The organism is Agrobacterium sp., from assembly GCF_059499945.1.
On record NZ_JCABZP010000010.1, the window covers coordinates 442371 to 460950 of the forward strand.

Below are 18580 nucleotides of genomic sequence, written 5' to 3' on the forward strand. Positions count from 1 at the left end.
CGGCCACCTTCCATCGGCCGCACCAATTTGCTACCAATATAGCGGGCTCCGGGGATAAGGGCGGAGCTTCACAGAATTGGCAGGGAGTGCGGTCATGTTGGGATGGGGAAATCGTCACAATCATCTTGCGGCTGGAAATCCCGAAGCCACCGGCAATGAGCCGCCCGTCACCCAGATCGTCGACAAACACCGCATAGCGCTCGCCCTTGGCGGCGGCGCGGCCCGCGGCTGGGCCCATATCGGCGTCCTGCGGGCGCTGGACGAGGCCGGCGTGAAGATCGGCATGATCGCCGGCACGTCGATCGGAGCGCTCGTGGGCGGTTGTTATCTCGCCGGCAAGCTCGATGAGCTGGAGGAATTCGCCCGTTCGCTGACGATGCGCCGCATTGCCGGCCTGCTCGATTTGACGATCGGCGGCGGCGGCCTTTTTGGCGGCATGCGGCTGACCAAGCGCATGCAGGAGCATCTCGAAGGCCTGCGCGTCGAAAACCTCGATCATCCCTTCATCGCCGTCGCCACGGAGCTGCGCACCGGCCACGAAGTGTGGATCCATCAGGGCGACCTCGTTACCGCGCTGCGTTCATCCTATGCCCTGCCCGGCATTTTCGAACCCGTGCAATGCAACGGCCGCACGCTGATTGACGGCGCGCTCGTCAATCCCGTGCCGGTTTCCGTCTGCCGCGCCTATGAGCAGGCGCTGGTCGTCGCCGTCAACCTCAACTACGATCTCTTCGGCCGTTCCGCCGTGGTCAAGCACGCGGCCTCACCGCATGGCGGCGGCACACCGCCGGTGGAAACGGCGCCGCGTCCCGGCCTGCCCGGCGTCATGGTGCAGGCCTTCAACATCATTCAGGACCGGATTTCCCGCTCGCGTCTGGCTGGCGACCCGCCCGATCTGATGCTTCATCCCCGCATCAACCATATCGGCCTCTCGGAATTCCATCGCGCCAGCGAAGCTATCGATCGCGGATATGAGGAGACGCGCTCCCGTATTCCGGAGCTTGAGCGCATGCAGCAGGCGTTCCGGCGCTAATACGCTACTTTTAAAAACGTCTCCAAAGCCCAGAATGAATAGATGAAACGCCCGGAGATGGTGAGACCATGTATTGGTATATCTCGGTCCTGCCCCCGACCGACAAAAACATATTGTGCGACACGAATCGATTGATCGGGTTTCTGGAGGGACAGCCTGAGCTCAAACGGACAAGCGACGTCACCTTTACGTCGGCGGACGGTCAGCCCTGGATCGACATCGTCATCGTGAAAGAAGCGGCCGATGGCAACTGGTCCAGCAGCGGCAAATTCATTTCACAGTTCAATCGGGTTGAAATTGTCTGCTCTGATTATGAGACGCAAAACTTCTACGTGGAAATATCGGCGAAAATAGCCGACTTTCTTCAATGGCGACTTGTTACCAAGGGCGATGCGTGAGTCCCGGCCCGAGATTGAACCTTTTCCAGCCATCTGACGCCGGGACGCAAAATCATCCGGCAATATAAGCCTTGATGTGCTCCGCTTCTGCTTCGATCTCGCCGATCCGCGCCTTCACCACGTCACCGATGGAGATGATGCCGGCAAGGCGGCCGTTTTCTTCAACAGGAACATGCCTGAAACGTCCACCCGTCATGATTTCCATCAGCTCATCGGTGGTGGAATTGTGATGACAGCGAATGACATTCTTGGTCATGGCCACCGAAACGGATTGCTGGAGGGAAGCGGCACCCTGGCCCGCCACGATCTTCACCAGATCGCGTTCCGTGAAGATGCCGAGAACGACACCGTCGGCGTCGGTCACGACGACGGAACCGATCTTATGCGCATTAAGCGTTGCCGCCGCTTCACCGATGCTGACCTCCGGACCGACAGTCACGACGTCCCGGCCCTTGCGGTCGAGAAGATCCTTTACGAATGTTGGCATGCCTTCCTCCTCTTTTCAGCGATCCGCAGTGCCGCAGTCTCCCCCGGCGGTTGCAAATCATGAGATATGGTGCGCTGAGGCCCGCATGAATGCAATCCCGCATGGGACTTGCGAAAGCAAATTTGCGCCATGGCCGACAAGGAGCGTGATCGGCTCAGACCAATCGTCGATCGAAAAGGCCGAAGAACATAAAGCCTAGCAGAAAGCCGAAAACATGGGCATCCCAGGCGATTTGACCGCCGACATCGCCGAACAGCGGCACGCCCACCGCAATCAGCACATTGCCGAACAGCCACATCAGCGTGAAGATCAGCACCGTGCGGTTGGAAAGCGCCGCAAGAATGCTCTGCCGCGGCATCAGATGGCCGAAGGAGGCGCTATATCCGCCACGCGCAGGGAAAGCGAAGCGGCAGGCCGCCCCCATCAGCGCCGAAACGACGCCGGATGCGCCGATCAGTACCGTCACATCACCCCAGTTCAACGCGGCATGACCAAAGGCCGAAACAGCGGCGGAAATGCACCATAACAGCACGAAGCGCACTGTTCCGATCCGGCGCAGAACCGGCGCGCCGAAGGCCATCAGCCACAGGCCATTAAAGAGAATGTGCTCTATGCCGCCATGCAGGAAAGAATAGGTCACCGGCGTCCAGAGCCATTCCAGGCCCTGCTGCGAAAAAGGCACCGCATAACGCAGCGGAATGAAGCCAAAGGTGAAGATGAACCAGCCATTGCCTTCCTCCGACAGAAGATAGGCGGGAACCACATAAGCGATGATCAGCGCGGCCAGTATGCCGACCAGCAGCGATGGCAGGTTGAAGACGGGATTACTCGTATCGTCTTTCGGCTCCGGTGTTTCCGAAACCGGCGGCTGTTCGCCGTCCCCGTAGGACATGATCCCATCCCTGTCTTGGTCGAATTTTGCGTTCCCCGAGCAATATAGGAAGCCCGAACGAAAAAAAAGCCGTCCCGCCTTTGAAGCGCGCGACGCCCAAACCGCAATCGGTCAAGACGCCGGGCCAGGGACGGTCCGGCTTGCGGGCCCGCCGTAAAACAACGGGCGGCGCCATCGAATTGTGCTGACGGAGCTTTCCCCGACATGGCCGCACCGATGCCACGGCCATTGCCGCCATTCAACATCAACCCTTTGTTAACCTTAACAAATCCAGTTGGCACGAAAATCGCTACACCTCAGAATACAGACGTTCGGATGGACATGATGTCCCAAAAACGAACATGGAGAGATGCTATGAAGAGCATGGCCGGACTGGACATATATGCCTATTGGGATGAATTGCGCGGCAAGCGATCGGCCCCTCGACGCGAGGACATCGATCCCGCAAAGCTGAAACATCACCTGGGCGATCTTTTCATCCTCACCGACAAGGGAGAGAACACCCCGTTCTTCCGCCTTGCCGGCACACGTCTCTGCGACCTCTTCGGCCGCGAGCTGCGGGATCGCCCGTTTTCGGAACTGTGGCATCAGGCAAATGCCGTCTTCCCCTGCCGTGTCGCGCGCGGCATCCTTCATCATCAGTTGCCCGTGGTCTTCGATCTCGAGGCGGAGGACAGCCATGGCGCCGCACCGCTGGCATATGAAATGTTGCTCCTGCCGCTGCGCACGGATCCGGACGCCGCTCCAAGGTTGCTCGGGGCCCTGCTTGCGGAGCGGCCGCGACACGAATTCGCCGCGCCCATCCAGCATCTGTCAATGAAAAGCAGCCGCCTGCTGCGCCTGGACATCGCGCCCGTAGAATATCCGATGGATACGCAGCGCGCCGAAAGCTGCTGACCGACCTGTTTCACCGCTCCCAAACCCGTCTGGAAAAGGTGCGGCGGCGTCGAAACCTCAAAAAAATAGGTCAGAACTGTAACGATATTGCCGATCAGAAAAATTGTAGAGATTAAACAATACAGTCTGTTAACTCGCGCAAGGTAGAAACTTACCATCATCATTCATTACAATTGCGCTGCTCATGTTTTCGTCCCGTTCGGTCAACACCGCCCAAATCCTGCGTCCGGTTGAGGAAGCTCATCTTGACGACGCCGTCCGCGTGTCCTTCACCGGCCGCCTCATGTTGCCCGACCATGAAGAATATGATTGCACCGCGACCGAGATGACCGCCGAAAGAGCGCAGTTCACCTGCTCGGGTATTGCCCGCCACGGGGACCGCGTCATCGCTTATCTCCAGCATATCGGCCGGATCGAAGGCACGGTGACATCGCTCACCGCATCGGGTTTTCTCATCGCCATCAACGCGCCGGAGCGCAAGCGGGAAAAACTTGCCGCCCAGCTGGCATGGATCGCCAAGCGTCAATTGCTCGGCCTGCCGGAAGACCGCCGCCACGACCGCCTGACGCCGCGCAACGCGAGAGCCCAGCTTGTTCTGGAAGACGGCGTGCTTGTCGCCTGCCGACTGATTGACCTTTCCCTGTCGGGTGCGGCAATCGAGATCGAAAACCGGCCGCCGCTCGGAAGCCGGGTCCAGCTCGGCAAAAACATGAGCGGCAAGATCGTGCGCCATTTCATGGAAGGCGTCGCCGTCGAATTCGACCGCGTCCAGTCGCCCGACGCACTGATTGAATTTCTCTAGGACGCTCCACCAAACGCGGCAGGTTCTGCGCCCGTACGAATACGTACGGCATTTGGCGTGCTTTGCGCTCAACCTAGTCGCATGATTGAGACGTTTCCCGGACCGCAGTTTGGCAGTCTATGCTTTGTCCTTCGCGGCTGTATCGGGTTCACGAGCCGCTGATAGCTTCCGGCGCTCCATTCTCTGCTTTCTCGCTGCCGAACTTTTCCATTTTCATGCCCCGACCGCGCACGACATCCTGCGCATGCTCAGCGTGCCGGACGGAAAACGTAACTACCAGGGACAGCTGTGCGGCAGATCGGTCCACCATATTCGGCGAAAAGGATAAACGCGGCGGAACATGTCGCGCCCTTGATCAGATCATCCACGGCACGAAAATCGACCCGCAGAACTTTTTCCAGAAAAAATGCAGTTTTTTTGAAGTTTTTTTTCCGCTTTTTCCGGCCTGACCCAGCCTGAAACAGCCATCCCAAAACGAGAAATCCACGCCTTCGGTACCGTTCGCCAACTGGCTGTACAGCGCTCCGGAAATATCTCCGTGCCGAAAATTGCTTTCAATACAGGGGCCTAAATGGCTACCAAAAGCCTAAGGGTGAGATGCGTAAAATTGTAATAAAATTTGCTTCAAACACGCATAAAAACTAATTCGAATACAGTTCAAAACAACGGCTAATTTGCTGAAATTTAAGCTCAAATTGCGCTTCGCAAATTTCCGCCGGGTCAAAATATACCTGCGAATGTCTCCTCAACACGGGGAGACAAGCAATGAACAAGAACAACCGTTTCGTTTTCACTCTGATCGCATTCATCGTCAGTGCCTTCGCGCATCAGGCAAGCGCGTCGCCGGCCGCCGTCATGCGCGTCATCGGCAAGGCCAATCCGCCGATCGGCCACTATGAATTCTGCCAGACCTATCAGAGCGAATGCCAGCCGACATCGCTGGACAACGGCCCGATGAAACTGACCGAAGAGCGCTGGAAGACGATGCTCGACGTCAACTACACCGTCAACACCACCATCACGCCGATGACCGACATGGAAATCTATGGCGTCGAAGAGCGCTGGGCCTATCCGACCACGGTGGGCGATTGCGAAGACTTCGTGCTTCTGAAGCGCAAGATGCTGATGAACAAGGGCTTCTCCGCCTCCAACCTCTTGATCACGGTCGTTCTGCAGCCGAATGGCGAAGGCCATGCCGTTCTGACCGTCCGCACCGATCGTGGCGATTTCGTTCTCGACAACATGCGTAACAAGGTCATGAACTGGTCGGAAACCGAATATACCTACCTGAAGCGCCAGGACACCGCCAACCCCGGCCGCTGGGTCAAAATTCAGGATGGTCGCGCCACCACTGCGGTCGGCGGCATCAACTGAAGCCAGAAAACAACCCATCTCCCCAAACGAAAAAAGCCGGCTCCCGAGAAGGGGCCGGCTTTTTTCGTTTTCATCCGTCAGGCGTCAGAGCAGACCAAGCTCGGCCAGTTCACGCCTGAGATCGGAAGGCATGTCCTCGCCGCCTGCACCGCCGCCGAGATCGCGGGGCGCCTCGTCGTCCTTCAGGTAACGCCAGCCCTGAAACGGGCGTTTTGGCGCAGGTGAGGTTTCGATGACCTCTGGGCCGAGAATGAGATCGCAGCGGGAAATACCGTCTTCGCCCTTGAAGGAACGGATATCGAGAAGTTTCTGCCGCGCCTGTACCTGTCCCTTGATGACCCAGTAGAGCGAACCGCCCTCGAGCAATTCCTCGACCCGTTTCGGGATCATCCGGGTGGTGTGAACACTATGCGGCTCGAGGCCTGCGGCAATTGCGGTCAGCGCGCGATGCGCGACCCAGTCTCTCAAGTCCTGGATTGAATCCGCGCCGACGCAAAGTTTGATGAGATGTAAAGGCATGGTTCTATCAATGCCTTTTTGCAGCGGGCGTCAAGCATGGCAACCATGCCGGACGCCCTGCCCGTTCAGCACTCCACAACGTTCACGGCAAGGCCGCCGGTGGAGGTTTCCTTGTATTTCTCGCTCATGTCATTGCCGGTCTGGCGCATCGTCTCGATACAGGCGTCGAGCGGCACGAAATGCTGGCCGTCGCCCTTTAGCGCCAACGAGGCTGCCGTCACCGCTTTCACTGCGCCCATGGCATTACGTTCGATGCACGGCACCTGCACAAGCCCGGCAATCGGATCGCAGGTCATGCCGAGATGATGCTCGAGCGCGATCTCCGCGGCATTTTCCACCTGTTCCGGCGATCCACCCATGACCGCGGCAAGACCCGCCGCCGCCATGGCGGAAGCCGAACCCACCTCGCCCTGACAGCCCACTTCCGCGCCTGAAATCGAGGCATTGTGCTTGATGATGCCGCCGATGGCGGCCGCCGTCAGCAAAAAGTCGCGCACGTCGTCGACGCTCGCATCCTCGTGGAAATGCCGGAAATATCTGACGGTCGCCGGAACGACACCTGCCGCACCATTGGTCGGCGCGGTCACCACGCGGCCGCCGGCGGCGTTTTCCTCGTTCACGGCCATGGCGTAAACGCTCAGCCAGTCATTGGCCATCACAGGGTTCAGCCGGTTGCTGCGCCATTCCGCATTCAGCTTCTCGTAAATGGAGCGGGCGCGGCGGCGCACCTTCAGGCCACCAGGCATGATGCCGTCCACTTTCAGACCGCGCTCAATGCAGCCGTTCATGGCTTCCCAGATCTGGTCGAGGCGCTCGTTCAGTTCCTCGCGGGAAACCACCGTCTCCTCATTGGCGCGCTTCATCTGGGCGATGGTGCGGCCGGAACGGGCCGCCATCTCAAGCATTTCCCGCGCCGTCCCGAAGGGATAAGGCACGCGCGGACCATTATCGATGGTCTTGCCGCGCTGCTTGATCGCCTCAAGTTCCGTATCGGTCACGACGAAACCGCCGCCGACGGAATAATAGATGCGCTTGATGAGCAGCCTGCCCTGATTGTCGAAGGCGGAGAAGATCATGCCGTTGGCATGGCCGGGCAGCGGGTTCTTCTTGTCGAAGATCAGATCTTCTGCGGGCCGAAACTCATAGGACGGATGGCCGGGCGGCGTTACCGTGCCGGCCTTCTCCACCGCATCGATAATGGCGTCCATCGCATCGGGGTCGACAAGGTCCGGCCGCTCGCCGGTGAGGCCCAGAATGACGGCACGCCCCGTGCCGTGGCCAATGCCGGTAAAGGCGAGAGAGCCATGCAGGCTGACCTTCAGCTGCGCAACGGCTGCACCCGCCGGTCGCGGCCACTCATCGCTGAGGATCAGCGCCAGGAAGCGGTTTGCAGCCGTCATCGGCCCCATCGTGTGGGAGCTCGAAGGACCGATACCGATCTTGAAGACGTCAAAGACCGAAAGAAACATGAAGTTCGCCCTGAATAAGAATGGATTCCTGCATCATCATATCCAAAGCCGAAACGGATCGCCACAAAAGAGCGTCAGCGGTTTGCGCAGCTGCGACATGAGCGTCCCAGAAACGAAAACAGCACGGTTTCCAGAGGAAAACCGCGCCGTTTCAAAACCCGTCATTCAGGAGAGATGCTTATGGGCTGCCAAAAATGTACGTCAATGCGAGAAAAGCGGCAAAGCCTGCAAGTGCGCGCAAGGTGACGCCCCAGCAGGATTTCTGAGCGGTTTCTTCCATGATTACTCCAGCTATTCACTCTCCGGGGGATCTTCAAGACCCGGCCCGTTGAGGCAAGCATTTATTAAAATCCGGCGGCGAACGCAAATGCAAAAAGCGGCTAAATGAAGGCGTTTTCGATGGGCTGCCATTCGCCCCGTGCATAGGTATGTGAAAAAACAAGATGTTAGCGCGGCGTGCAAAAAGACGCCGTTTCGGGCTTCGCCGCAATTTAGGCTAAAGTGTAACCGTTATTTAAAGCTTTCCTACAAACGCCTGTTGAAAACCCTCGCGACCGAACACGTTGCAGTCGAATTTCTTCCACTGAAGCGTCGCGCCTTGAAAGGCCGCCAGTGCTGCTTTATCGACGATGGCAACGGCAACGATGCGAGTCACCCAATGCAGCAGGCATCCTCTTTTCCCGACCGTGAAACGGTCGCGTCGAAGCTCACTTCGCTGACAAGCGAAGATAAAGCGTGGGTGCTGCTGTTGATGGAAAACGCCCTGCAGGACGAAAACCTGCTGGCTGGCCTCAATCTTTATCTCGACCAGCAGACCAATGCCCGTTTCCTGAACAGCCTGAAGCTGGAAACGACCGGCGAATGGCTTGGCGGCAATGCCCCTTCCCGGTTGCAGATCCGCATCACGGAAACCGCAAGAGCGAGCCAGCACCCCGCCTATATCGCCTTCCGCAAAGGGCTGACGGCATCGGCCGGTCTCGAAAAAGCCTATCCCAAGGCGCCGATCTGATCTTTTCGGCTAATCCGGCACCCGATCGACAACGGCGATGATCGGCCCCATGGGAAACAGCGAATCCCGGCGGTTCATCGCAGGAATATCGACGCTGGATATGGTGCCGTCGAGATAGAGCGCATTCGGCGCATCCAGCACGTCCCTGAACAGCGTGGCGAAATCATAAAAGCGCACGGTATTTTCCGAAATGGCGAAATGCACCATACCGTCGCGGGAGACGCCGACGCCGTTGCGCCGCTTCAGGCTGTCGCTCTCGGGCAGGAAGCGCGGATGCAGCTTGCCGTCGATTACCAGCATCGGCCCGGACTGGGTGGCGAAATCGGCTTTCGGATCCGCCGCCAGATAGGCTGCGGTTTCCAGCACGCCAGCCTTTGCACCCTTCAGATAAAACACGCCGTTCGGCAAAAGGTGAAAATTGCCCCAGCCGCCCCGGGTGCTGAGCGGCGAACGCTCCACCCCATTTTCAATGTAGAGGCCGACGGGCGAATAGTCGGAATGATACATGCCGCCATTCATGGCGAAGATGCTGAACATGTGCTGCCGCCACAAGGCCGACGACAGGTCGGCGAAACTGCGGTATCCCTGCCCGGAGACATGGTCGCGGTCATAAATGCGGATGGCGTTCCTTGCCGGATCGAAACTGCAGACGGTGTAGCGCCCGCCCGCATGGTCGATGGCCTTGCAGAAATCCGGCTGCCCACCGGCCTGCGCGGAGAATGGCAACAACAACGGCAGCAGCGCCTTTGCCAGTTTCTTCATCGATGAAATCATGCCCGCCCCTTTGATTCTCGTCAGGCGAACATTCGCAGGGAAATTCGGTCAAAGAAAAGGCGTCACCCGGGTTTTCGGGTAACGCCTTTGCGGGAGGGGAGCCTTGATTAACGACGCGCTGCGCGGTCCACGTTGCGGCCGGCATCCTGCGTCGCGTCAACGGCGTTTGCCGTATCCCGGCCCATGCCGCGAATGGTATTGCCGCAGGAGCTGAGGGTGACGACAGTCAGCAAAGCCACGAAAACGGTCGAAAGAATACGTGTGATCATGTGAAACTACTCCCCTATGACTTGCCGTCCAAAGGCAAGCGCCAATGTGATATGCGTCACAATAACGTGAGTCCCAAAAAACGGTTCCAGCGGCATTTCAAAAAATCCTGTCGATGAAAATTAACATGGTTTTGAAGTTCACGAGTGACACTCGGCAACTGCATCATGGCTTAGGAAAATCCCGTGGGTGATATGACTGACATCAACAATCGGCTTCTGGTGATGACGGCGGGCGGCGTGAACCCCAATGTCATGATCAATGCTCTGGCTGCCCGATTTCCCGATATCCACGTCTTCATGGAGCAGCCGGAAAGCAAGTCAGTCATTCTCAGGCGACGCGCGAGACGGCTTGGCTGGATTGTCGCTGCGGGCCAGATAGCGACGATGATCGCCTCGCGGCTCGGCAAACGCTTCACGGTTCGCAGAAGCAACGAGATCATCGCCGAACACGGTCTTTCTCCCGATCTCCACCACAGCCTTCCCGTTACGCAATTCGCCTCGCTCAACGATGAGGAATGCCGCAAGGCCGCCAATCTGCTGCAACCGGCTGCAATCTTCACCATTTCCTGCCGTCTGCTGAGACCTGCCACGCTGCAGGCCCTGCAATGCCCGGTCATCAATTTCCACGCCGGCATCAACCCCGCCTATCGCGGGCAGATGGGCGGTTACTGGGCGCTGGTCGAAAAGGACCGAGGCAATTTCGGCGCGACCGTGCATCTGGTCGACAAGGGCGTGGATACCGGCGCAACACTCTACGAGAAGCGGCTGAAACCATCGCCTTCCGACACGATCGCCACCTATCCGCTGCTTTTGACCGCCGCTTCGGTGGATATCGCTGTCAGCGCCATCGAGGACGCCCTTTCCGGCAGCCTTGCGCCGCAGCCGCCCTCACCCGGCAAATCGGTGCTGCGTTTTCCGCCGACCATCTGGACCTGGCTGTGGAACGGCCTGACGAAACGGATCTGGTGAAACCGAAACTCTCCGAACCGGGGTTGAGCTTCGTCGCAGATGCAAGCCTGTCTTGCCGCAACAGGCACAGACTTCGCCGAAAAATCGGTGCATGATAATAAAAAGGATCATGCACAAATTGCCCGATATTTCCGCCGCTTCCATCATTCCCGCCTCCATCGAAGCCTCGCCCGCGCAGGTGCTTGGCGCGAGCGACCTTGCCGGTCTCTTTCCGCAGGGTGTCCGCGTCTATCTCACCGACACCGGAGCTGCCTCGCAGGAAAGGCTCGTTGATGCCGCAGGACATTTGCGCGACCTCGGTTACGAGCCAGTGCCGCATCTTGCAGCGCGGCGCATACCTTCCCGCACGGGGTTTGAAGAACAGGTGAGACGGCTTGCCGGAGAAGCGGGTGTCACGGATGTTCTGGTTGTCGGCGGCGGTGTCGACCGGCCAGCCGGTCCCTTCGCATCCAGCATGGACATGCTGTCGTCAGGCATTTTCGACCGTTGCGGGATAAGGCAGATCGCAATCGCCGGCCACCCGGAAGGCAGCCCGGATTTCAACGACGACACGGCGATGGCCGCACTCAGGCTGAAACGCGATTTTGCAGAAAGAAGCGATGCCGCAATGCGCATCGTCACGCAGTTCGGTTTTGATCCCGCGCGTTTCATCGCCTGGGCGGAAGGACTAACGGCGTCAGGCATCGATTTGCCGGTGCATATCGGCGTTTCCGGCCCGGCCAAGATCACGACGCTCTTGAAATATGCCGCACTCTGCGGCGTCGGCAATTCCATTGCCTATCTCAAGAAAAACGCGCTTTCCCTGACGACGCTGGCGAAGGGCCATTCGCCGGAAAGCATCGTCGGGCCGATCGAGCGGCACTGGCAGGCCAATCCGCAGGGGCCTATACGGCAGATTCACGTCTTTCCCTTTGGCGGATTGCAGAATTCGGCCGACTGGCTGGTCAAGCGTGGAAGCTGGCAAACCGGCGGCGCAGACCGTTCGGCATCACAGGATTCGATGGCGGGCTGAAGCCGCCATCCTGACAGCGCGACGGGCCACGTCCGCCGCGCATTATCAGGACCTCAGGCCGCCTTGGCGACCTCGACAAAAGCGTTTCGAATGCTTTCAGCCACGGCAAGAACAGGGCGCGACGCCTTGTCGCCCATGATCAGGCGAATATCGAAAGAGCCGAGCTCCGGCAGACCTTCCTTGTCGCCCAGAATGACCATATCGTTCAGCACATAGGATCGCGGCAGCGGTGCAATCGCGAGATCGGCGGCAATCGCCGCGCGCTGCGCCATGGTATGGCCGCTGAGATAGGCCACGCGGAAATTGCGCCCGCGCCGCTCCAGCGAATTGATCGCTTCCGAACGCCAGATGCAGCCTTCCTCCCAGATGGAGATCGGCAGCGGATCACGCAGATAGGCCGTACCGCATTTCGCGCCTGCCCAGACAAGACGTTCGCGCATCAGCACCTCGCCGGTGTCGCGCAGCGGATGCGAGGCACAGTTGACGAGGGCGAGATCGAGCCGCTGCTCGTCCATGCGCTTGTAGAGATTGGAACTGGAATCGATGGTGACGTCGATCATGATGCCGGGGAAAGCCTCGGCAAAACGCTTGAGAATACCCGGCAGCAGGCCACGCTCGCCAATATCCTCCGGCGCGCCGAGCCGGACGACACCTGAGAGTTCCGGCATGACGAAACGCGATACGGCCTCGTTGGAGAGCGCAATCATGCGCCGCGCATAGGTCAGCAGCGTCTCCCCATGCGCCGTCAATGTGACTGAGCGGGCATCGCGCAGGAACAGCGTCGTCTTCAACTGCTCCTCGAGTTTCTTGATCTGCATGGAAACGGCGGAAGGCGTTCTGAACACCACTTCAGCGGCGGTGGAGAAATTTCCCGTTTCCGCAATGGCGACGAAGGTTCTCAATATGTCGTTATCCAGCAACGGCAGCGGTTGGCGGAAAGTCACGGTCATGGCACGCACCTTCAAATATTTTGATTTATAGATGGATATCATTTCGTTTGATTGAATGTCAACAAGCGCGCACCATCCGGGACATCGATTGACGGGGCGAATTGAGCCTCGTCGGAATGAAGCGCTGACGATCTCGCGGATTGGAATTTTCCCCGCAGGCGTCGCCGGCAATTCATTCCAAAAACTGATGAATGACATAAGATTCATTATCTTGCCTGATGAAACAGGCAAGCGCATATCGAAGTCGCAAACAGGATCGTGGTTCACGAAAGGATCAAGACATGACCATGATACATTATCTCCCGGTGACGAACCGTTCTACGCACCGTCCTTCACCCATTGGCTGGCTCCATCGCCTGTCCGACCAGGTTTCCGCCCGTTACGCAGAATGGCGCCGCGCCAGAATGCTCCGTGCACTGGAGGCATTGCCGCCTGAAACATTGAAGGATATCGGATGGCCGACCACCGACACCACCCGCATACACACCATCCGCAAATGATGTCCAACCGATGGCTCGCAACCATTGCGCGTCTTGCGAGCCATCCCTGCCCGCGCCCAAACGGCAGGACGGGGGCGCAAAACAGCCTGCCTGTTTTGCATGCGACACATCGCCTTTTTTAAAGGCTTGTCGCGAAATTTGCATATTTCAAAAGCTATTTTTTGACAGCTCCGATTCCGAGGCGTATTTTTCGTTAAAGATGTCGTAATCAGGACATCCAGAAGACCAATTCCAAGGGAGGAATTGCGTATTCGCAACGGAGCACGGGCAAATGAGCAGAAACTCCCAGAAGAAACGCTCAATCGTCTTTTTTCTCATTCCGCAATTTACCATGCTGCCATTCGCCGCAGCGGTTGAAACGCTTCGCATCGCCAACCGAATGTTGGGCTATCAGGCCTATGAATGGCGCCTTGCCTCCCTAGACGGCCAGAAGGTCATGTCGTCAAGCGGCATCTGTCTTGAGGCCGATACCTGTCTTGCCGACGAGCGGCGTTATGTCAGCGGCGAAAACCGCCCGGAAATGGCGATCATCTGTTCCGGCATCGATGTGGATCAACACATCAACAAGTCCGTCAATGCCTGGCTGCGCGAAGCCTATAATCGCGGCATCGCCATCGGCAGCCTCTGTACCGCCGCCCATATCCTCGCACAGGCTGGCCTCCTGAACGGCAAGCGCTGCGCGATCCACTGGGAAAACCTGCCCGGCTTTTCCGAAGCCTTCCCGCAGGTGGAAGTCTATGCCGACCTCTTTGAAGTCGACAGCAACATCTACACCTGCGCCGGCGGCACGGCCTCGCTGGACATGATGCTGAGCCTGATTGGCCAGGATTTCGGCGAAAACCTCGTCAACCGTGTCTGCGAACAGCAATTGACCGACCGGGTGCGCAGTCCCAACGACCGTCAGCGCCTGCCGCTGCGCGCCCGCCTCGGCGTCCAGAACAGCAAGGTCCTGTCGATCATCGAATTGATGGAAGGCAATCTCGCCGAGCCGCTGTCGCTGCTCGACATCGCCGACGCCGCCGATCTGTCGCGCCGGCAGGTGGAGCGCCTTTTCCGCCAGGAAATGGGCCGCTCACCCGCCCGCTATTACCTCGAAATCCGTCTCGACCGCGCCCGCCACCTGCTGGTGCAATCGGCCATGCCGGTGGTCGAAGTCGCCGTCGCCTGCGGTTTCGTCTCCGCCTCGCATTTTTCCAAGTGTTATCGCGAAATCTACAATCGCACGCCGCAGCAGGAGCGCGCTGAACGCAAGCTCTTGATCAGTGCGTCGCGAATGGCAATGGCAAGCCAGGGCAAAGCCGCGCATTGAGTGCGTGGCAAGGGCCACAAACGCAAAAGGCCTCGATTCGGAGGTAGAAACCTCTCCCCGTCATGCCGGACTTGATCCGGCATCCAGCCACGGCGCGTCTGCGCCGTGAACGAGCCTTTCGCGATCAAGGACGTGATCGCACTGGACCCCGGATCAAGTCCGGGGTGACGGAGTGAGAATGATGGAACTGTGCCAAACCACCGGATCTGTCAGCGGCCAGCAAACAGCGAACATAATCGGAGACCAATTCACCCAAACGGCCGAACCGCATGGGCAAGGTCCTCCGCCGTCATGCCGTCACCTGCCCTGTGGCCCGCCTGCCCATGCAGCCAGACGCCGGCCGCAGCCGCTTCGAAGGCGGGGACTCTCTGCGCCAGCAGCGCACCGATGATACCGGCCAGCACATCACCCGATCCGGCCGTCGCAAGGCTCGCCGGCGCATTGGTGTTGACCAGCGCCCGGCCATCAGGCGCAGCAATCACGGTATCCGCGCCTTTATAGACCAGCACCGCACCGCTGCGCGCCGAGGCGACCTGCGCCTTCTCGATCTTGCTCAGCACCCTGTCGGCGGCAAGATCCGGAAACAATCGCGCAAACTCGCCCTCATGCGGCGTCAGGATGAATTTGCCCACGCCTGAGGTAATGCGCTCGAACAGGGTCTCCGTGTGATCCTTGAAAGCAGTGATCGCATCGGCATCCAGCACGACCGCCTTGTCTCCAAGCAGGGATACGAATTGCCGCGCCTTGTCGAGATCGCCGAAACCGGGGCCGAGAACGAAGGCTCCGTGACGCCGGTCGTCCAGCCAGAGCCGCAGATCATCGGCATCGTCCATCGGCGCATTCATCACGGCCGTCAGCGTCACGGACAGCACGTCGAGCGCCTGCCTCGGAGCGGCGACAGCGACGATACCCGCCCCTGCCTTCAGCGCCGCAAGCGCCGTCATGCGGCTTGCACCCGTCGCATGGGCCGGGCCGGAAAAGACGGTCAGATGGCCGCGGCGGAATTTATGCGTCTCGATATCGCTGGCGGGCAAGGCATCACGCCAGACCAGCGGATGGTTTTCCGCAACCGGGCCTGCGTGATCGGTGAGGATGCGGGAGGGAATACCGATATCGAACACCTCGAGCGCCCCGCAAAGCGCCCGCCCCGGCATCAGCAGATGGCCGGGCTTGCGCGCCATGAAGGTCACCGTCCGTTCGGCCGTGAACGAGGCACCAAGCGGCACGCCCCGCCGGCCGCAGAGACCGGAGGGCAGATCGACGGCGAGAACCGGCACCTTCGCGCTGGTCACCACCTCGATTATCCGCGCAAGTTCCCGAGGAATATCGCGGGACAACCCGGCCCCGAAGACTGCGTCAATCACCACGTCGCCGGCAAGAGGCGCATAGTCGCCAAGCGGCAGCGGCGCCATCCCGCTGCGCTCGAAAGCCATCCGCGCATCGCCCCTGAGCGTACCGGCGTCACCGAGATGATGAACCACAACGACCGCGCCGCTTTCCACAAGCGCCCGCGCCGCCACGTAACCGTCGCCGCCATTGTTGCCGCCGCCGCAGAGCACGACGAAACGTTGCGCCTGCGGATAGTGCCGCAGCACTGAGGCGGCAACCGCCTGCCCCGCCCGCTCCATCAGATCATAAAGCGGAATGCCGGATTGACCGGCCGCCGCATCGATGCGGGCCATAACAGACGGGTCAAAAAGGGAGAGGTCAGAGAGGGATGTCATGCCTCGATCATCCCTTCAAAACGCCGGAAAGGCAATCGATACAAAAATAAGCAGATAGCCAAGTCCAAATAATAATCAAATGCATAAAATATAAACAAACCAACTTCATCACACCCGCGCATTCTCAAATATTCAAACCATCTAAAATAATAAGAATTGGCAGAAATGCTGATGGATTTTTCGGGTTCCCGAGAGAAATTGGCTGGAAAACCGCCAAAACCGAATGCATTTTGTGTCGGAAGGCCGGGGGATCGAAGTTTTTTCTTCAAGCCCGCTTCCGATCTGGCACAATACGTGCATTCTTGTGGCAGAGCGGGAATAACCTGCTTTAACGGGAGAAGCGGAGAGATATTTTCTCATGAAAAAGATCGAAGCGATCATTAAGCCTTTCAAGCTCGATGAAGTGAAGGAAGCCCTTCAGGAAGTCGGACTTCAGGGCATCACGGTCACGGAAGCAAAAGGCTTTGGTCGTCAGAAGGGCCACACGGAACTCTACCGCGGTGCAGAGTACGTTGTGGACTTTTTGCCGAAAGTGAAAGTCGAAGTCGTATTGGCGGACGAGAACGCGGAAGCCGTCATCGAGGCGATCCGCAATGCGGCGCAGACCGGACGTATCGGCGACGGAAAGATTTTCGTTTCCAATATCGAGGAAGTCATCCGCATCCGTACCGGTGAAACAGGCGTGGACGCCATATAATCAAGAACGTCCCGAGCCGGGGAGGCTTGGGTTTTCACCTCGTCATCATCACACTCAAGGAAAACGTTTAAATGACGACCGCAAACGATATCTTGAAGCAGATCAAGGATAACGACATCAAGTTCGTGGACCTGCGCTTTACCGACCCCAAGGGCAAGCTGCAGCACGTCACCATGGATGTTGTCTGTGTGGACGAAGACATGTTCGCCGACGGCGTCATGTTCGACGGCTCCTCGATCGCCGGCTGGAAGGCCATCAACGAGTCCGACATGGTGCTGATGCCCGATCCGGCCACCGCCCATATCGACCCGTTCTTCGCCCAGTCCACCCTGGTCGTCCTTTGCGACATTCTCGACCCGGTCTCGGGCGAAGCCTATAACCGCGACCCGCGCGGCACCGCCAAGAAGGCCGAAGCCTACCTCAAGGCCTCGGGCATCGGCGACACCGTCTTCGTCGGCCCGGAGCCCGAATTTTTCGTCTTCGACGACGTGAAGTACAAGGCAGACCCCTATAACACCGGCTTCAAGCTCGACTCGTCCGAACTGCCGTCCAACGACGACACGGATTATGAAACCGGCAACCTCGGCCACCGTCCGCGCGTCAAGGGCGGTTATTTCCCGGTTCCGCCGATCGACAGCCTGCAGGACATGCGCTCCGAAATGCTGACGGTTCTGGCCGAAATGGGCGTCGTCGTTGAAAAGCACCACCACGAAGTGGCTGCCGCACAGCACGAGCTGGGCGTGAAGTTCGACACGCTGGTTTCCAGCGCCGACAAGATGCAGATCTACAAGTACGTTGTGCATCAGGTCGCCAATGCCTATGGCAAAACGGCAACCTTCATGCCGAAGCCGATCTTCGGCGACAACGGCTCGGGCATGCACGTTCACCAGTCGATCTGGAAGGGCGGCAAGCCGACCTTCGCAGGCGACGAATATGCCGGCCTTTCTGAAAACTGCCTCTATTACATCGGCGGCATCATCAAGCACGCCAAGGCCATCAACGCCTTCACCAACCCCACCACCAACTCTTACAAGCGTCTGGTGCCGGGTTATGAAGCGCCGGTTCTGCTCGCCTATTCGGCCCGCAACCGTTCCGCATCCTGCCGTATTCCCTTCGGCTCCAACCCGAAGGCAAAGCGCGTCGAAGTCCGCTTCCCGGACCCGACCCAGAACCCCTATCTCGGTTTTGCGGCCATGCTGATGGCCGGCCTCGACGGCATCAAGAACAAGATCCACCCCGGCAAGCCGATGGACAAGGACCTTTACGACCTTCCTGCAAAGGAACTGAAGAAGATCCCGACCGTCTGCGGCTCGCTGCGCGAAGCTCTCGAAAGCCTCGACAAGGATCGCAAGTTCCTGACCGCCGGCGGCGTGTTCGACGACGACCAGATCGACTCGTTCATCGAGCTGAAGATGCAGGAAGTCATGCGTTTCGAAATGACCCCGCATCCGGTCGAATTCGACATGTACTACTCGGCCTGATCGGCCTTTCGAGCG

The 18580-nt window shown here is 58.8% G+C and carries 24 protein-coding genes; 13 read left to right on the forward strand and 11 right to left on the reverse strand.

Going from position 1 to position 18580, the window contains the following annotated elements:
• Positions 1-94 precede the first annotated feature (94 nt).
• Both AC5I5B_RS08730 and AC5I5B_RS08735 read left to right on the forward strand, forming a co-directional pair.
• Entirely contained in the window at positions 95-1033 is a 939-nt protein-coding gene (locus tag AC5I5B_RS08730; RefSeq protein WP_003508061.1) for a patatin-like phospholipase family protein, read from the forward strand.
• 68 nt (positions 1034-1101) lie between these two features.
• Positions 1102-1431, forward strand: coding sequence for a hypothetical protein (locus AC5I5B_RS08735; protein WP_003508060.1), 330 nt, complete (start codon positions 1102-1104; stop codon positions 1429-1431).
• A gap of 52 nt (positions 1432-1483) precedes the next feature.
• Here AC5I5B_RS08735 and AC5I5B_RS08740 read toward each other — a convergent pair whose 3' ends face one another.
• The gene (locus AC5I5B_RS08740; protein ID WP_003508059.1) at positions 1484-1918 is read right to left on the reverse strand and encodes a CBS domain-containing protein; all 435 of its coding nucleotides are present in this window, start codon (positions 1916-1918) and stop codon (positions 1484-1486) included.
• 154 nt (positions 1919-2072) lie between these two features.
• Entirely contained in the window at positions 2073-2810 is a 738-nt protein-coding gene (locus AC5I5B_RS08745; protein WP_003508058.1) for a rhomboid family intramembrane serine protease, read from the reverse strand.
• A gap of 354 nt (positions 2811-3164) precedes the next feature.
• Between AC5I5B_RS08745 and AC5I5B_RS08750 the strand changes: the two genes are divergently transcribed.
• Together AC5I5B_RS08750 and AC5I5B_RS08755 are read left to right on the forward strand one after the other, a co-directional pair.
• Positions 3165-3707 carry a PAS domain-containing protein gene (locus AC5I5B_RS08750; protein WP_003508057.1) on the forward strand — a complete coding sequence of 181 codons (543 nt, stop codon included), beginning with the start codon at positions 3165-3167 and terminating at the stop codon, positions 3705-3707.
• 184 nt (positions 3708-3891) lie between these two features.
• Entirely contained in the window at positions 3892-4509 is a 618-nt protein-coding gene (locus tag AC5I5B_RS08755) for a PilZ domain-containing protein (RefSeq protein WP_003508056.1), read from the forward strand.
• A 248-nt stretch (positions 4510-4757) separates the two neighbouring features.
• Here AC5I5B_RS08755 and AC5I5B_RS08760 read toward each other — a convergent pair whose 3' ends face one another.
• Positions 4758-4982 (reverse strand): hypothetical protein, encoded by a 225-nt coding sequence (locus AC5I5B_RS08760; RefSeq protein WP_495752611.1) that lies wholly within the window; start codon positions 4980-4982, stop codon positions 4758-4760.
• Positions 4983-5274: 292 nt separating this feature from the next.
• On the opposite strand from AC5I5B_RS08760, the gene AC5I5B_RS08765 reads away from it, so the two are divergent.
• Positions 5275-5883, forward strand: coding sequence for a transglutaminase-like cysteine peptidase (locus tag AC5I5B_RS08765; RefSeq protein ID WP_003523403.1), 609 nt, complete (start codon positions 5275-5277; stop codon positions 5881-5883).
• An 84-nt stretch (positions 5884-5967) separates the two neighbouring features.
• Here AC5I5B_RS08765 and AC5I5B_RS08770 read toward each other — a convergent pair whose 3' ends face one another.
• Positions 5968-6402, reverse strand: a complete 435-nt coding sequence (locus tag AC5I5B_RS08770) for a DUF1489 family protein (RefSeq protein WP_020012781.1) — start codon at positions 6400-6402, stop codon at positions 5968-5970.
• Between the two features lie 65 nt (positions 6403-6467).
• Positions 6468-7871, reverse strand: a complete 1404-nt coding sequence (locus tag AC5I5B_RS08775) for an L-serine ammonia-lyase (protein ID WP_003508052.1) — start codon at positions 7869-7871, stop codon at positions 6468-6470.
• On the opposite strand from AC5I5B_RS08775, the gene AC5I5B_RS08780 reads away from it, so the two are divergent.
• Positions 7870-8259: a hypothetical protein gene (locus AC5I5B_RS08780; RefSeq protein ID WP_161974088.1), complete on the forward strand. Its 390-nt coding sequence runs from the start codon at positions 7870-7872 to the stop codon at positions 8257-8259. The genes AC5I5B_RS08775 and AC5I5B_RS08780 overlap by 2 nt on opposite strands.
• A 126-nt stretch (positions 8260-8385) precedes the next feature.
• Here the strand turns inward: AC5I5B_RS08780 and AC5I5B_RS08785 are convergent, their stop codons facing one another.
• Positions 8386-8526: a hypothetical protein gene (locus AC5I5B_RS08785; RefSeq protein ID WP_003508051.1), complete on the reverse strand. Its 141-nt coding sequence runs from the start codon at positions 8524-8526 to the stop codon at positions 8386-8388.
• Positions 8527-8529: 3 nt separating this feature from the next.
• Between AC5I5B_RS08785 and AC5I5B_RS08790 the strand changes: the two genes are divergently transcribed.
• Positions 8530-8880 carry a hypothetical protein gene (locus tag AC5I5B_RS08790; RefSeq protein ID WP_026364145.1) on the forward strand — a complete coding sequence of 117 codons (351 nt, stop codon included), beginning with the start codon at positions 8530-8532 and terminating at the stop codon, positions 8878-8880.
• Positions 8881-8889: 9 nt separating this feature from the next.
• Here AC5I5B_RS08790 and AC5I5B_RS08795 read toward each other — a convergent pair whose 3' ends face one another.
• On the reverse strand, positions 8890-9654 hold the full coding sequence (locus AC5I5B_RS08795; protein ID WP_087744145.1) for a phosphodiester glycosidase family protein: 765 nt from the start codon (positions 9652-9654) through the stop codon (positions 8890-8892).
• Positions 9655-9761: 107 nt separating this feature from the next.
• Entirely contained in the window at positions 9762-9923 is a 162-nt protein-coding gene (locus AC5I5B_RS08800) for an entericidin domain-containing protein (protein ID WP_003495552.1), read from the reverse strand.
• A 192-nt stretch (positions 9924-10115) separates the two neighbouring features.
• On the opposite strand from AC5I5B_RS08800, the gene AC5I5B_RS08805 reads away from it, so the two are divergent.
• Complete coding sequence (locus AC5I5B_RS08805; RefSeq protein ID WP_035213178.1) at positions 10116-10892, forward strand: formyl transferase; 777 nt, start codon at positions 10116-10118, stop codon at positions 10890-10892.
• 91 nt (positions 10893-10983) lie between these two features.
• Positions 10984-11904: a methylenetetrahydrofolate reductase gene (locus AC5I5B_RS08810; RefSeq protein WP_111834468.1), complete on the forward strand. Its 921-nt coding sequence runs from the start codon at positions 10984-10986 to the stop codon at positions 11902-11904.
• A gap of 53 nt (positions 11905-11957) precedes the next feature.
• Here AC5I5B_RS08810 and AC5I5B_RS08815 read toward each other — a convergent pair whose 3' ends face one another.
• On the reverse strand, positions 11958-12896 hold the full coding sequence (locus tag AC5I5B_RS08815; RefSeq protein ID WP_003508046.1) for a LysR family transcriptional regulator: 939 nt from the start codon (positions 12894-12896) through the stop codon (positions 11958-11960).
• A gap of 239 nt (positions 12897-13135) precedes the next feature.
• Here AC5I5B_RS08815 and AC5I5B_RS08820 point away from each other — a divergent pair, with 239 nt between their 5' ends.
• Complete coding sequence (locus tag AC5I5B_RS08820; protein ID WP_003508045.1) at positions 13136-13354, forward strand: DUF1127 domain-containing protein; 219 nt, start codon at positions 13136-13138, stop codon at positions 13352-13354.
• A 271-nt stretch (positions 13355-13625) separates the two neighbouring features.
• Positions 13626-14663, forward strand: a complete 1038-nt coding sequence (locus AC5I5B_RS08825; protein ID WP_060724311.1) for a GlxA family transcriptional regulator — start codon at positions 13626-13628, stop codon at positions 14661-14663.
• Between the two features lie 248 nt (positions 14664-14911).
• On the opposite strand, the gene AC5I5B_RS08830 is transcribed toward AC5I5B_RS08825, so the two are convergent.
• Both AC5I5B_RS08830 and AC5I5B_RS08835 read right to left on the reverse strand, forming a co-directional pair.
• Entirely contained in the window at positions 14912-16387 is a 1476-nt protein-coding gene (locus AC5I5B_RS08830) for an NAD(P)H-hydrate dehydratase (RefSeq protein ID WP_111834469.1), read from the reverse strand.
• Positions 16384-16656: a hypothetical protein gene (locus AC5I5B_RS08835; protein ID WP_077998371.1), complete on the reverse strand. Its 273-nt coding sequence runs from the start codon at positions 16654-16656 to the stop codon at positions 16384-16386. Before AC5I5B_RS08835 ends, AC5I5B_RS08830 begins: the two co-directional genes overlap by 4 nt.
• Positions 16657-16745: 89 nt before the next feature.
• Between AC5I5B_RS08835 and AC5I5B_RS08840 the strand changes: the two genes are divergently transcribed.
• The gene (locus AC5I5B_RS08840; RefSeq protein ID WP_003508042.1) at positions 16746-17084 is read left to right on the forward strand and encodes a P-II family nitrogen regulator; all 339 of its coding nucleotides are present in this window, start codon (positions 16746-16748) and stop codon (positions 17082-17084) included.
• 71 nt (positions 17085-17155) lie between these two features.
• Positions 17156-18565: a type I glutamate--ammonia ligase gene (gene glnA, locus AC5I5B_RS08845; RefSeq protein ID WP_003508040.1), complete on the forward strand. Its 1410-nt coding sequence runs from the start codon at positions 17156-17158 to the stop codon at positions 18563-18565.
• The last annotated feature ends 15 nt before the right edge of the window (positions 18566-18580 follow it).

Excerpts from the sequence above, each read along its gene's own strand:
- AC5I5B_RS08730 (WP_003508061.1), top strand. The coding sequence starts at position 95 with ATGTTGGGATGGGGAAATCGTCACAATCATCTTGCGGCTGGAAATCCC.
- AC5I5B_RS08735 (WP_003508060.1), top strand. The coding sequence starts at position 1,102 with ATGTATTGGTATATCTCGGTCCTGCCCCCGACCGACAAAAACATATTG.
- AC5I5B_RS08740 (WP_003508059.1), bottom strand. The coding sequence starts at position 1,918 with ATGCCAACATTCGTAAAGGATCTTCTCGACCGCAAGGGCCGGGACGTC.
- AC5I5B_RS08745 (WP_003508058.1), bottom strand. The coding sequence starts at position 2,810 with ATGTCCTACGGGGACGGCGAACAGCCGCCGGTTTCGGAAACACCGGAG.
- AC5I5B_RS08750 (WP_003508057.1), top strand. The coding sequence starts at position 3,165 with ATGAAGAGCATGGCCGGACTGGACATATATGCCTATTGGGATGAATTG.
- AC5I5B_RS08755 (WP_003508056.1), top strand. The coding sequence starts at position 3,892 with ATGTTTTCGTCCCGTTCGGTCAACACCGCCCAAATCCTGCGTCCGGTT.
- AC5I5B_RS08765 (WP_003523403.1), top strand. The coding sequence starts at position 5,275 with ATGAACAAGAACAACCGTTTCGTTTTCACTCTGATCGCATTCATCGTC.
- AC5I5B_RS08770 (WP_020012781.1), bottom strand. The coding sequence starts at position 6,402 with ATGCCTTTACATCTCATCAAACTTTGCGTCGGCGCGGATTCAATCCAG.
- AC5I5B_RS08780 (WP_161974088.1), top strand. The coding sequence starts at position 7,870 with ATGAAGTTCGCCCTGAATAAGAATGGATTCCTGCATCATCATATCCAA.
- AC5I5B_RS08775 (WP_003508052.1), bottom strand. The coding sequence starts at position 7,871 with ATGTTTCTTTCGGTCTTTGACGTCTTCAAGATCGGTATCGGTCCTTCG.
- AC5I5B_RS08790 (WP_026364145.1), top strand. The coding sequence starts at position 8,530 with ATGCAGCAGGCATCCTCTTTTCCCGACCGTGAAACGGTCGCGTCGAAG.
- AC5I5B_RS08795 (WP_087744145.1), bottom strand. The coding sequence starts at position 9,654 with ATGATTTCATCGATGAAGAAACTGGCAAAGGCGCTGCTGCCGTTGTTG.
- AC5I5B_RS08800 (WP_003495552.1), bottom strand. The coding sequence starts at position 9,923 with ATGATCACACGTATTCTTTCGACCGTTTTCGTGGCTTTGCTGACTGTC.
- AC5I5B_RS08805 (WP_035213178.1), top strand. The coding sequence starts at position 10,116 with ATGACTGACATCAACAATCGGCTTCTGGTGATGACGGCGGGCGGCGTG.
- AC5I5B_RS08810 (WP_111834468.1), top strand. The coding sequence starts at position 10,984 with ATGATAATAAAAAGGATCATGCACAAATTGCCCGATATTTCCGCCGCT.
- AC5I5B_RS08815 (WP_003508046.1), bottom strand. The coding sequence starts at position 12,896 with ATGATATCCATCTATAAATCAAAATATTTGAAGGTGCGTGCCATGACC.
- AC5I5B_RS08820 (WP_003508045.1), top strand. The coding sequence starts at position 13,136 with ATGACCATGATACATTATCTCCCGGTGACGAACCGTTCTACGCACCGT.
- AC5I5B_RS08825 (WP_060724311.1), top strand. The coding sequence starts at position 13,626 with ATGAGCAGAAACTCCCAGAAGAAACGCTCAATCGTCTTTTTTCTCATT.
- AC5I5B_RS08830 (WP_111834469.1), bottom strand. The coding sequence starts at position 16,387 with ATGACATCCCTCTCTGACCTCTCCCTTTTTGACCCGTCTGTTATGGCC.
- AC5I5B_RS08840 (WP_003508042.1), top strand. The coding sequence starts at position 16,746 with ATGAAAAAGATCGAAGCGATCATTAAGCCTTTCAAGCTCGATGAAGTG.
- glnA (WP_003508040.1), top strand. The coding sequence starts at position 17,156 with ATGACGACCGCAAACGATATCTTGAAGCAGATCAAGGATAACGACATC.